The organism is Nocardioides sp. (assembly GCF_034670285.1).
Taxonomy (GTDB): Bacteria; Actinomycetota; Actinomycetes; order Propionibacteriales; family Nocardioidaceae; genus Nocardioides.
Genome location: NZ_JAXMNS010000071.1, coordinates 1 through 11,511 on the forward strand (window position 1 = coordinate 1; position 11,511 = coordinate 11,511).

Consider the following 11,511-nt stretch of genomic DNA (forward strand, 5'->3'; position numbering starts at 1 on the left):
GTGTAGCCCTCGTACTGGTAGACCGCCCGGATCGTGGGGTCCCAGTGGTCCCAGCCGACCTCGACCCCGTTCGCGAGGGCGTCGGAGGCCTTGTAGCCGTTGAGGTACTTGCCCACCATCGCGGTGTGGTAGCCGCTCTCCTGCAGCCAGACCGGCAGCGCGGTGTCGGGCTCGAGGTTCTTGTAGCCGCCGAAGGGGCCGGAGTTGGTGCGCACCCCGTTGTTCTGGGCGTACTGCCCGGTGAGCAGCTGCGCCCGCGAGGGGCAGCACAGCGGCTGGGGCGCGGTGAACTCGGAGAACGTGACTCCGGCGTCGCCCAGGAGTCGACGCACCCTCGGCAGGTAGCGCATCTCGTCGAGCGTCATGTCGTCGACGGAGATGAACACGATGTTGGGGGCGGTGTCGGCGTCGTACGTCGTGCCGGGGACCCGCTGGTCGGTGGCCGTGGGGGTCTCGGCCGCGGAGCGCGACCGGTCGATGACGTCGACCGAGATCGGGACCGCGACGAGCAGGACGACGGCGGTGAGGATGGAGAGCAGGCGGCGCGACATGGACAGCAGCTCAGCCGTTGCGGTGGATCAGGGCCATCGCCTCGGCGCGGGTGGCGGCGTTGGTCAGCATCACGCCGCGCACGGCCGAGGTGATCGTGCGTGCGCCGGCCTTCCTGACCCCACGCATCGTCATGCAGAGGTGCTCGGCCTCGATCACGACCACGACGCCGCGGGCGTCGAGGATGCGCATCAGCGAGTCCGCGACCTGGGTGGTGAGTCGCTCCTGCACCTGCGGGCGCTTGGCGTAGACGTCGACGAGGCGAGCGAGCTTGGAGAGCCCGGTGATCTTGCCGCTCGTCGCGGGGATGTAGCCCACGTGCGCCACGCCGGTGAACGGCACCAGGTGGTGCTCGCACATCGACCAGAGCTCGATGTCGCGCACGAGGACCATCTCGTCGTGGCCGAGGTCGAAGGTCGTGGTCAGGACCTCCTCCGGCGTCTGCCGCAGGCCGCCGGTGACCTCGGCGTAGGCCCGGGCGACGCGAGCGGGCGTCTCGCGGAGGCCCTCGCGGTCGGGGTCCTCACCGATGGCGAACAACAGCTCGCGAATCGCCGCTGCTGCACGATCGTGATCGAACTCGGGCACCGCCGAGGCGTCGATCTCGGGCAGGGCGATTCTGTCGGTCACGCGGATCCTTCGGTCGGTACGGCGAGGTGGGGCTGGGTCGGTCAGGCGGGAGGCGCCGGCGGTGCCGGACTCGTCGACGGGTCGCCGTGCACGTCCCCACCCGGTCCGGGCGGCGTGACGACGACGGCCGAGCCGTTGCTCCCGTGGCTCTCGGCGGCGATCGTGGCCGCGACCCGGTCGCGGATCTCCTGCGGGATCTCGACCGGCGGGATCTGCGAGGGGTTGCGATCGGGCGAGCCCGTCCAGGCCGGACGGACCGGGCGCAGGCGCAGCGCCTCGAAGACCTTCGCGACCTGAGCCTTGTCGAGCGTCTCCTTGTCGAGCAGCTCGAGCACCAGGGCGTCGAGGACGTCGCGGTTCTCCTCGAGGATGTCGTAGGCCTCCTGGTGCGCAGCGGCGAGGAACTTCTTGGTCTCCTCGTCGACGATCGCGGCGACGTCCTCGGAGTAGTCGCGCTGGTGGCCCATGTCGCGGCCCAGGAAAGGCTCGCCGCCGGAGTCACCGAGCTTGATCGCGCCGAGGCGCTCGGTCATGCCGTACTGCGTGACCATCGCGCGGGCCATCGACGTGGCCTTCTCGATGTCGTTGCCGGCGCCCGTCGTCGGGTCGTGGAAGACCATCTCCTCGGCAGCCCGGCCGCCCAGCATGTAGGCGAGCTTGTCGAGCATCTCCGAGCGGGTCTGGGAGTACTTGTCCTCGTCGGGCAGGACCATCGTGTAGCCGAGGGCCCGGCCGCGCGGCAGGATCGTGATCTTGTGCACCGGGTCCGTGCCGGGCAGGGCCGCTGCGACGAGCGCGTGGCCGCCCTCGTGGTAGGCGGTGATGAGCTTTTCCTTCTCGCTCATCAGTCGCGTGCGGCGCTGAGGTCCGGCGATGACGCGGTCGATGGCCTCGTCGAGCTCTCCGTCACCGATGGACTTCTTGCCGGTCCGGGCGGCGAGCAGCGCGGCCTCGTTGAGCACGTTGGCCAGGTCGGCACCGCTGAAGCCGGGGGTACGACGTGCGACCGAGGTGAGGTCGATGTCCTCCTCGAGCGGCTTGCCACGCGAGTGGACCTTGAGGATCTGTGCGCGCCCCTTCAGGTCGGGGGCGTCGACCTGGATCTGGCGGTCGAAGCGACCCGGACGCAGCAGCGCGGGGTCGAGGACGTCGGGACGGTTGGTCGCGGCGATGAGGATGACGCCACCGCGGACGTCGAAGCCGTCCATCTCGACGAGGAGCTGGTTGAGCGTCTGCTCGCGCTCGTCGTGCCCGCCGCCCATACCGGCACCGCGGTGACGACCGACGGCGTCGATCTCGTCGATGAAGACGATCGCGGGGGCGTTCTCCTTGGCCTGCTCGAACAGGTCGCGGACGCGGCTGGCGCCGACGCCGACGAACATCTCGACGAAGTCGGAGCCCGAGATCGAGTAGAACGGCACCCCCGCCTCGCCGGCCACCGCACGCGCGAGCAGGGTCTTGCCCGTTCCGGGCTGGCCGTAGAGCAGCACGCCCTTGGGGATCTTGGCGCCCACGGCCTGGAACTTGGCGGGCTCCTGGAGGAACTCCTTGATCTCGCCGAGCTCCTCGATGGCCTCGTCGCAGCCGGCGACGTCCTCGAACGTCGACTTCGGCATGTCCTTGGAGATGAGCTTGGCCTTGGACTTGCCGAACTGCATGACGCCACGGCCGCCGCCGCCCTGCATGGAGTTCATCAGCCACAGGAAGATCACGATGATGAGCAGGATCGGCAGGAAGCTCACGAGCAGCGTGCCCAGCAGGCTGGGCTGGGGGTTCTCGGAGTTCGACTTCTCGATCGTGCCCTGGGCGACCTGGGCATCGACCGCAGCGATGATGCCCTGCTGCTGGCCGAGCACGTAGGCGGTGGTGACCTTCGCGCCGGCCTCGCGCACGCCGTCGTCCAGGGTGGCCTCGATGGTCTGGTCACCGTCGATGAAGGTGATCTCGTCGACGTCACCGTCGGCGATGTAGGTCTCCATCTGCGAGGTGGGGACCTCGTCGTAGCCGCCCCCGGGGGCGAGGAACTGCATCGCCAGGAGCACCCCGACGACCGCCAGTCCGATCCAGACCCACGGGCCCTTGAAAATGCGCTTCACGACACTACTTTCCTCGCAACAGTGAACCCACGACGGTACACGCGCGCCGTGGTCCCACCATCATCTCAGGTGACTGGGTGGACGGGCCTGTCGACCGCAGGCGAGGGGGTGCGCTGAGCCGGTGTCAGGAGTAGACGTGCGGCGCCAGGGTGCCGATGTCGCGCAGGTTGCGGTAGCGCTCCTTGTAGTCGAGGCCGTAGCCGACCACGAACTCGTTGGGGATGTCCCAGCCGACGTACTTGACGTCGACGGGCATCTGGAGCGCCTCCGGCTTGCGGAGCAGGGTGCAGATCTGCACGCTCGCGGGGCTGCGCGAGGCGAGGTTGGCCGTGAGCCACGACAGGGTCAGGCCGGTGTCGATGATCTCGTCGACGATCAGCACGTGACGCCCGGAGATGTCGGTGTCGAGGTCCTTGAGGATCCGCACCACGCCGCTCGACTTGGTGCCGGAGCCGTAGGACGACACCGCCATCCAGTCCATCTCGATGTGACCGGAGAAGGCGCGGGCCATGTCGGCCATCACCATCACCGCGCCGCGCAGGATGCCGACGATGAGGAGGTCCTCACCGGCGTAGTCGCGCTCGATGGTCTTGGCGAGGTCTCCGAGCTTGGCCTGGATCTCGGCTTCGGTGAAGAGGACGTTGACCAGGTCGCCGTCGATGTCGGATGCGTCCATGGTCGCCAGCCTAGGGGGTGGGTCCCACTGCTGGGTCGGTCGGTCCGAACCGCAGGTGGTCGCCGGAACGTACGGCGCTCACGTGGCCCGGCAGCTGGATCGTGCGCGGCAGCTTGTCGCGGTTCCAGACCTGCTCCTCGAGCGCGTCGACGTGGACGGCGAAGAGCTCGCTGGGCGGGCAGCCCGCGCGCAGGGCGGCCAGGCGGAGCAGGCGCGTGCGGACCGGCTGCGCCAGGGTCTCGAGCGCTCGGACGTCGAACGAGCCGTCGTGGTCGTGCTCGACCAGCGCCGCCTCGGCGAGCGAGTCGAGCAGCTCCATGTCGGGGCGAAGCTGCTCGGCCGTGCGCGCCAGGGTCTCGGCCACCCCCGGTCCGAGCTCGCGCTCCAGCAGGGGCAGCACCGTGTGGCGCACGCGTGAGCGGGTGAAGCGCGGGTCGCTGTTGTGGGGGTCGACCCAGAAGTCGATGCCCTCGGCTCGACAGGCCGCCTCGGTCTGCGCACGCCGGACGCCGAGCAGGGGCCGCACGAAGGTCGTCGGGGGGTCAGCGGGTCTGGCGGCGGCCGCGGGACTGCTGAAGCGCGGCCGCATGCCGGCCACCGAGCGTCCCCCGGACCCGCGGGTCAGCCCGAGCAGCGCCGTCTCGGCCTGGTCGTCGAGGGTGTGGCCCAGCAGCACCTGCTGGGCGCCGAAGCTCTCGGCGACCTGACCGAGCACGGCGTACCTGGCTTCACGGGCAGCCGCCTCCACGCCCCGCCCGCCAGGATCGACCTGCACCCGGGCGCCGACCGTCTCGTCGACACCGAGGGCGGCCATCTGCCCCACGACACGGGCGGTGTGCGCCGCGCTGTCGTCCTGGAGGCCGTGGTCGACGATCGCGCCGACGACGCGCACCGGGGTGCGTCGCAGCTCGAAGACCGTGGCTGCCAGGAGCGCCAGGGAGTCGGCGCCGCCGGAGCAGGCGACCACGACGACGTCCGTCTCGGGGACCCAGCGGCCTCCCGCACCGTCGCTGAGGACCGGCAGGCCCCGTCGTACGGCGAGTCGAACGGCCGCGACGGCGGGGTCGAGGCTCACAGCACGCGGGAGACCCAGGCGTCCGGGTCGGCGAGCTCAGCCTTGGACGGCAGGTTCTCGGCGCTCTCCCAGACGGCGTTGAACTCCGCCATCCCGACCTTGTCGACGACGCTGCGCACGAAGTGGGCCCCGTCGCGGTACTGCGCCATCTTGGCGTCGAAGCCCAGGAGCCGGCGCAGCAGGCGGTCGAGCGCGCCCACGCCCTTGCGGCGCTCGGTGAAGCGCGCACGAATCTGCTCGACGCTGGGGATCACCGACGGACCCACGCCGTCCATGACGACGTCGGCGTGGCCCTCGAGCAGCGACATCATCCCGGTGACGCGGTCGAGGATCTCCTGCTGCTCCGGGGTGCTCATCAGCTCGACGATCGAGGTCTTGCCCAGGCCCTTCTTCATGCCCTCGCCGAGCCGCTTGAACAGCTCGTCGATGCCACTGGGGCTGATGGTGGACGAGAGCGCGTTGATCTCGGAGTAGAGGTGCTCGCGCATCCACGGCACCGCGGTGAACTGCACCCGGTGGGTCTCCTCGTGGAGGCAGACCCAGAGCCGGAAGTCGCTCGGGTCGACGCCCAGCTCGCGCTCGACGTTGACGATGTTGGGGGCCACCAGGAGCAGGCGGCCGTCGGGGGCGTGGAAGGGGTCGAACTGACCCAGCACCTTGCCACCGAGGAAGCCGAGCAGTCCCCCGACCTCGAGCCCCGCGATCCGCGAGCCGATGGCGAGCGCCGCGCCGGTGGGCGGCTTCTTGCTGACGTTCTCGATGAGGGGGGCCATGACGTGCTTGAAGGCCTCGGCGTTGGCGCTGATCCAGCCATGCCGGTCGACGACCAGCACAGGGGCGGTGTGCTCGGCGGCCACGAGGCCGGTGAAGTCGCGCACCAGGGCCGTCGATCGGTTGGCGCCCGCGCGAAGCTCGGCCACGGCTGCGTGCGCCTCGTCGCGGGCGATCTCGGGGCCGGGGCCGGCGAGCCGAGTGCCGACGCGGACTGCGAGGTCCCAGTCGACGACTCCGTGCGGGTCGTGCGCGGACGGAACGGCGTCGGCTGTCATGAGGCGAACCTACAGGGCCACGAGTCAGGCCAAAAAGCCCGAAAAAGAACGGAAGACCTGCTCAAGGCACTTCCCCCCGGAGGTGCCGAACAGGTCTTTCCGTATTCCCTCCAAACCCGCGATCCCTGCGAATCCCCCCCGGGATCACTGACCGCTTAAGTTCGGTGTGTCTTGGGACCCCCCCGGGTCCTTCCGACAAACAGAACATTACGGAGGCCGGGGTCACGAACCAGACACCCTCGATCTACACCAAATCCACAACTTAGTAACAAGCACCACATCTAGCTCACCCAGAGCAACGGCAGGCCCCCAGCGCCGCTGCAGCGCTGTCGAGGGCCTGTCGGGCGTCGAGGGTGTCCTCCAGGGCGATCGCATCGGCCATCAGGACGAAGGCGAACACCGTGCCGTCGAGGTCGGTGCCCAGGCCGGCCAGCGAGGAGACAGCTCGCAGCGTGCCCGTCTTGGCCCGCACCCGCCCCAGGCCGGCCGGGGGGCCCTCGTCCATTCGGAGTCTCAACGACCCGGTGAAGCCCGCAACCGGAAGCCCCTCCACCGCCGCACGGAGGTCGGGTCGCGTCGGGTCGGCGGCGAGGCGTAAGACATCGAGAAGCACCCCAGGCTCGGCCCGGTTGGCGCGGGAGAGCCCGCTGCCGTCGTAGAACGTGCTGCCTGCGAGACGGACGCCGGCCGACCGCAGCAGCGCACGCACCCCGCGCCGTCCGGAGTCCGTCGAGCCGTCGTCGTACTCGGCGATCCCGATGTGGCGCAGCAGGGCCTCCGAGGCCTCGTTGTCGCTGACGTCGACGACGCGCTGGACGATCTGCGACAGCGGGGCGCTGTCGACCTGCGCGACGACCCGCGACCGGGAGGCCGCCGAACCCGGGGTCGGGCTCCCGCTCACCTTGATCCCTGCACCGCGCAGGGAGGCCGCGAACGCGCCGGCCGCCTCGCCGCTTGGGTCGTCCACCCGCGAGCTGCGGGACAGGGTGCGCCCCACGTCGACCCAGAGTGCGGAGGTCGGGGTGACCACGCCCGGGATGTAGTCGTCCTCCCAGGTGGGATTGATCGCCGGCCCGGTGAAGAGGCTGTCGTCGTAGGAGAGCCGCACGCGGCGCACCCCCTGCTCCCCCAGCACAGCAGCAGTCGCCTCGGCCAGCGTCGCGACGTCCGCGCGGGCCGGGTAGGGCCACGCGTCGCCGTCCGGAGTCGTCGGGGCGCGCTCGAGGAAGGGGTCGCCGCCGCCGACGAGCGTCAGCGCAGCGCGCGTGCCCTTCGCACCCTCGGTCGGTCCGAGCCGCACCGAGGTGGAGAACACGTGGTCGGGGCCGAGGGCCAGCCGCGCCGCGACCGTGGTGACGAGCTTGGTCGTGGACGCCGGGATGGCCGGGCGGGAGCCGGAGGCGAACACCACGGGTGCGTCGCCGAGCGGGGCGACCGCCACTCGCACGTGCCGCCCGAGGTCGGGGTCGCGCAGGTAGGGGGCCAGGGCGCTGCGCACCGCAGCGGCATCGAGGCTGCCGCCCGTCGAGGAGGCGTCGGCCACCGGCCCTGGTGCCACCACCGGCGGCAGGTCGAGCCCCGGCGGCGGCGCGACGGCGGCCGGGTCGCCGGTCGCGGGCGCGTCGGGTCCCGTGCCGATCAGTGCGTCGAGTCGGCCGTCGAGGAGGTCGTAGCGCCAGGTGGCCACCCCGCCGGCGACCAACGCCAGGAAGAGGACCAGGGCCAGAGTGGCTCGGACCGACCCACGACTCGGGCCGGTGGAGGAGGCGGCAGCAGCGCGCGGACGGCGGCTCGACGTGGGCACGCGATCCCACCTCCTGCCTCGTCGTCGGTCTCCCCAGGCGATCCCGGGTACGCGTCAGCGGCCATTGTGCGCGAGACTGTGCCCTGGGCCATCAGGCCCCTCACCCATGTGGCGGTCGTTCGCGGTGCTGCATGGGCAACTTGCTCGACATATCCTGACTCGCCCTGACTTGCCTGACTTGCTTGGAGGAATCACGTGCTGGAGTTCGACGTGCTGGTGGAGATCCCCAAGGGGGAGCGCAACAAGTACGAGGTGGACCACGAGTCCGGCCGCATGCGCCTGGACCGCGTGCTGTTCACCTCGACCCAGTACCCGGCCGACTACGGCTACATCGAGGACACCCTCGGCCAGGACGGCGACCCGCTCGACGCGCTGGTGCTGCTGCCGACCAAGACCTTCCCCGGCTGCCTGATCCGCTGCCGCGCGATCGGCATGTTCCGCATGACCGACGAGGCCGGCGGCGACGACAAGGTCCTCTGCGTGCCGGCCAACGACCCGCGCCAAGAGCACCTGCGCGACATCAGCCACGTGCCGAAGTTCGACCGGCTCGAGATCCAGCACTTCTTCGAGGTCTACAAGGACCTCGAGCCCGGCAAGTCCGTCGAGGGCGCCGACTGGGTCGGCCGTACCGAGGCCGAGGCCGAGGTCCGCGCCTCCTTCGAGCGCGCCAAGGGTCAGCCCAAGTCGCACTGACGCACCGCGGGCCAGCGAGGCAGATTCTCCGCTGAAGCGGTGAAACTCCCGCTTCTGTCATGAAGTTCCGTGACAGAAGCGGGAGTTTCGTCATGCGGGCCCCTCTGCCCCCGATCTGTCCACAGCGATTCTCCGAGCGGCCGGGCTCCACAGCGACCCGCCAGCGTCCAACGGTGCGGGGTCGCCACGATGACGCTGGGCCGATGAACACTCTCGAACCCGCCGTCCACGCCTGTGACAAAGACGGCCTGCTCCTCCGACGTAATGCCGTGGCCATGGGCATCGACGACAAAGCCCTGGCCCGACTGGTGCGCGCGAAATTCCTGGTGAGGCTGCGCCAGGGCATCTACTGTGACCGCTCGGTCTTCATCGCCGCCGACGAGCGTGAGCGGCACCGGCTCCTCTGCGCCGGTGTGATCCATCTGTACGACAGCCACGTCGCGCTCTCCCATGCCAGCGCCTGCATCGTTCAGGGCGGTCCGGCGTACGGCCTCGACCTACGCGCCGTGCACCTCACCCACCTCAAGGGCGGAGGGCGCCAGCGCAGTCGGATCCGACATCACACCGGCGAGTGCCGGGTCGGGGATCTGAGGCGACTCGACGGACACTGGGTCACCACGCCGGCGCGGTCGGTGGCTGACACCGTCTGCACCGACGGCGTCGTCGCCGGGCTCGTGCAGGCCAACCACTTCCTGCACTGCAGACTGATGGTCAAGGACGAGCTGGCGGAGACGATCGCGCGCTCGAGCAACTGGCCGGGCTCTCTGCGACAGCATCCAGTGCTTCTCCTCGCCGATGAGCGGATCGAGTCGGTAGGCGAGAGCCGGACCTCACACCTCGTGTTCAGTCAAGGGCTCCCGATGCCGGAGCCCCAGTTCGAGATCTTCGACCCGTTCAGCGGCACGACATACCGCGTCGACTTCGCCTGGCCGGAACACCGGGTGATCGTCGAGTTCGACGGCATGGAGAAGTACCACCGATACCGGCGGCCAGGCGAGACCATCGAGCAGGCGGTCATGCGCGAAAAGGCCCGCGAGGACCGGATCCGCGAGCTCACCGGATGGACCGTCATCCGAATCACCTGGCGCGACCTCAGTTTTCCGGAGCACACCGCCCAGCGCATCCGGGCCGCGCTCAATCGGGGGAGCCTCGGAACCCTGGGCCGTGCAGCCGGCCTGTGAGTGCGCCCAAACCTGACGAATCTCCCGCTTCTGTCATGAAGTTCCGTGACAGAAGCGGGAGATTCTCCGCTGAAGTGGTGAAACTCCCGATCCGGGGCGTCAGGATCGTTTGACCCCGCGGAAGTAGCCGATGGCTCCGGACCGCACGAGCGCGGGAGCCGCGACGCCCTGACCGTGGAGCCACTGCTCGATCTCGATGCCGTCACACCCCGGTCCGAGCAGACCGGCGAGGCGGCCGATGCGACGCATCGGTTCGTGGAGCAGACCGGTGTCGTTGAGCAGGGCGCTGCCCGAGATCACGCCGCCCGGACGCAGGACGCGCATCATCTCGACGACCGCACGTGCGGGGTCGGGGAAGCAGTGCAGGCCGGTGAAGGAGAGCACCAGGTCGAACGAGGCATCCTCGAACGGAAGGTCCTCGACGTCGGCGACCCGCGGCACCACCTGGTCCTCCACCCCGCGAGCGCGGGCGGCCTCCATGGTGCGGCGCAGCATCGTCGGTGCGATGTCGGCTGCGACGTACTCCACGTCCTGGCCGGGGCTCAGCCCGCGGAGGGCCACCCCACCCCCGCAAGGCACGTCGAGCACGCGGGCGCCGGCCGGCAGGGTGCCGACCTCGGCCACTGCCTCGTACAGCCGGCGGAGGTCACTCTGGATGGCCCCGGCCCACAGCAGCCCGCCGAGGCGTGGCTGCTCCACGGTCCAGTCGTAGACGCTTGCCCACAACGGGTCGTCACCCCATCCGCCGAGCCCGGGTAACCGGAGTCCGGTCATGGCAGCCTCCTGAGGAAGTCGTCGGTCGCACCGGCGATCTGCTCCAGGATGGCGTCCGGGACGACGAAGTCGCCAGTGGCGCTCAAGGCGTGATCAAGACCCGATAGCTCGAGGACGGCGCAACCCAGGCCCGCGGCCGCCGTCGAATCGTGCATCGGGTCGCGGGATCCCGCCACCACCAGCTGCGGCGCAGGATTGTCGGCGATCCCGGCCGCGACCTCGGGATCGGTGAGCACCGGGGTCATCCAGACGGCCGGAGTCTGCATTCGTGCGGCGTGCGCTGCCGCTCGGCATCCGAGCGACTTGGCGATGATGAGATCGGCGCCCTCGGGGGATGTCTCGAGCAGCCGTGAGACCACGAACCCGGTCGGGTTCTCCGGCAGCGCGGCGAGACGCCATCGTGCGAAGCGGACGTCGAAACCCAGTCGCTCGGCCCGCTCGACCACGACTGCGAGGACCGGCCCGGTGGCCGGGTAGGCCCTGCCCGGCAGGACTACCGCGACCGGGCCCACGGCCTCAGCCGACCGGTCCGACCAGCGCCGGGGCCCGCAGCATGGCGTGCGGCACCCCGAGGGAGTCGACGAGGTCGCCGGCGAGCGGGCGCACCTTGCGACACAGGCTGTTGATCTCGCGGCTGATGGACTTGCTGCGCTGGGTCGTGAGGCGTCCGTGCTCCATGAACCACGCCCGGTCGGCCTCGATCACGCTCAACGCGTGCAGGTCGCACAGCAGCGAGAGGGCGACGCGCAGGTCACCCTCGGGCAGCTCGCGGATCTTGGCGACGAACGCCTCGAGGACCAGCCGCTCCATGTGAGCCTCGGCAGAGGCGATGACGTGGTCCTGGACCCGCGAGAACACCACCCCGGGGTTCATCCCCTGATCCATGCCTCGCTTGAGTCGGCGCGCGGCTCCGGAGAGCATGTGCTCCTCGCGGAAGCGCAGCATCGCCAGCTGGTACTCGGGGTCGAGCAGCCCGGCCTCCTG

The 11,511-nt window shown here is 70.1% G+C and carries 12 protein-coding genes; 2 read left to right on the forward strand and 10 right to left on the reverse strand.

Annotated elements, in window-relative coordinates:
• From VOI19_RS05410 to dacB, 7 genes are all read right to left on the reverse strand, one after another.
• Positions 1 to 551 (reverse strand): sulfatase-like hydrolase/transferase (locus tag VOI19_RS05410; protein WP_323791935.1); only part of this gene is annotated, 551 nt, incomplete at its 3' end.
• 10 nt (positions 552 to 561) lie between these two features.
• On the reverse strand, positions 562 to 1,179 hold the full coding sequence (folE, locus tag VOI19_RS05415) for a GTP cyclohydrolase I FolE (protein WP_416366334.1): 618 nt from the start codon (positions 1,177 to 1,179) through the stop codon (positions 562 to 564).
• Positions 1,180 to 1,220: 41 nt separating this feature from the next.
• Positions 1,221 to 3,275 (reverse strand): ATP-dependent zinc metalloprotease FtsH, encoded by a 2,055-nt coding sequence (ftsH, locus tag VOI19_RS05420; protein ID WP_323791936.1) that lies wholly within the window; start codon positions 3,273 to 3,275, stop codon positions 1,221 to 1,223.
• A 124-nt stretch (positions 3,276 to 3,399) separates the two neighbouring features.
• Complete coding sequence (hpt, locus tag VOI19_RS05425) at positions 3,400 to 3,951, reverse strand: hypoxanthine phosphoribosyltransferase (RefSeq protein WP_323791937.1); 552 nt, start codon at positions 3,949 to 3,951, stop codon at positions 3,400 to 3,402.
• A gap of 10 nt (positions 3,952 to 3,961) precedes the next feature.
• Complete coding sequence (gene tilS, locus VOI19_RS05430; RefSeq protein WP_323791938.1) at positions 3,962 to 5,026, reverse strand: tRNA lysidine(34) synthetase TilS; 1,065 nt, start codon at positions 5,024 to 5,026, stop codon at positions 3,962 to 3,964.
• Positions 5,023 to 6,075: a zinc-dependent metalloprotease gene (locus tag VOI19_RS05435; protein ID WP_323791939.1), complete on the reverse strand. Its 1,053-nt coding sequence runs from the start codon at positions 6,073 to 6,075 to the stop codon at positions 5,023 to 5,025. The genes tilS and VOI19_RS05435 overlap by 4 nt, the downstream gene beginning before the upstream one ends.
• A 286-nt stretch (positions 6,076 to 6,361) precedes the next feature.
• Complete coding sequence (gene dacB, locus VOI19_RS05440) at positions 6,362 to 7,879, reverse strand: D-alanyl-D-alanine carboxypeptidase/D-alanyl-D-alanine-endopeptidase (RefSeq protein WP_323791940.1); 1,518 nt, start codon at positions 7,877 to 7,879, stop codon at positions 6,362 to 6,364.
• A gap of 198 nt (positions 7,880 to 8,077) precedes the next feature.
• On the opposite strand from dacB, the gene VOI19_RS05445 reads away from it, so the two are divergent.
• Together VOI19_RS05445 and VOI19_RS05450 are read left to right on the forward strand one after the other, a co-directional pair.
• Positions 8,078 to 8,572 (forward strand): inorganic diphosphatase, encoded by a 495-nt coding sequence (locus tag VOI19_RS05445; RefSeq protein WP_323791946.1) that lies wholly within the window; start codon positions 8,078 to 8,080, stop codon positions 8,570 to 8,572.
• A gap of 203 nt (positions 8,573 to 8,775) precedes the next feature.
• A complete protein-coding gene (locus VOI19_RS05450; RefSeq protein WP_323791941.1) occupies positions 8,776 to 9,753 on the forward strand; it encodes a hypothetical protein in 978 nt (325 codons plus the stop codon).
• Between the two features lie 99 nt (positions 9,754 to 9,852).
• On the opposite strand, the gene VOI19_RS05455 is transcribed toward VOI19_RS05450, so the two are convergent.
• The 3 genes from VOI19_RS05455 to VOI19_RS05465 all read right to left on the reverse strand — a co-directional run.
• On the reverse strand, positions 9,853 to 10,527 hold the full coding sequence (locus VOI19_RS05455) for a class I SAM-dependent methyltransferase (RefSeq protein WP_323791942.1): 675 nt from the start codon (positions 10,525 to 10,527) through the stop codon (positions 9,853 to 9,855).
• Positions 10,524 to 10,973, reverse strand: coding sequence for a hypothetical protein (locus tag VOI19_RS05460; RefSeq protein ID WP_323791943.1), 450 nt, complete (start codon positions 10,971 to 10,973; stop codon positions 10,524 to 10,526). Before VOI19_RS05460 ends, VOI19_RS05455 begins: the two co-directional genes overlap by 4 nt.
• A 70-nt stretch (positions 10,974 to 11,043) precedes the next feature.
• On the reverse strand, positions 11,044 to 11,511 hold a 468-nt coding region (locus VOI19_RS05465), incomplete at its 5' end, for an acyl-CoA dehydrogenase (protein WP_323791944.1).

What these genes read in the sequence shown, in the direction of transcription:
- hpt (WP_323791937.1), bottom strand. Translation starts at nt 3,951, where the DNA reads ATGGACGCATCCGACATCGACGGCGACCTGGTCAACGTCCTCTTCACC.
- VOI19_RS05435 (WP_323791939.1), bottom strand. Translation starts at nt 6,075, where the DNA reads ATGACAGCCGACGCCGTTCCGTCCGCGCACGACCCGCACGGAGTCGTC.
- VOI19_RS05450 (WP_323791941.1), top strand. Translation starts at nt 8,776, where the DNA reads ATGAACACTCTCGAACCCGCCGTCCACGCCTGTGACAAAGACGGCCTG.
- VOI19_RS05455 (WP_323791942.1), bottom strand. Translation starts at nt 10,527, where the DNA reads ATGACCGGACTCCGGTTACCCGGGCTCGGCGGATGGGGTGACGACCCG.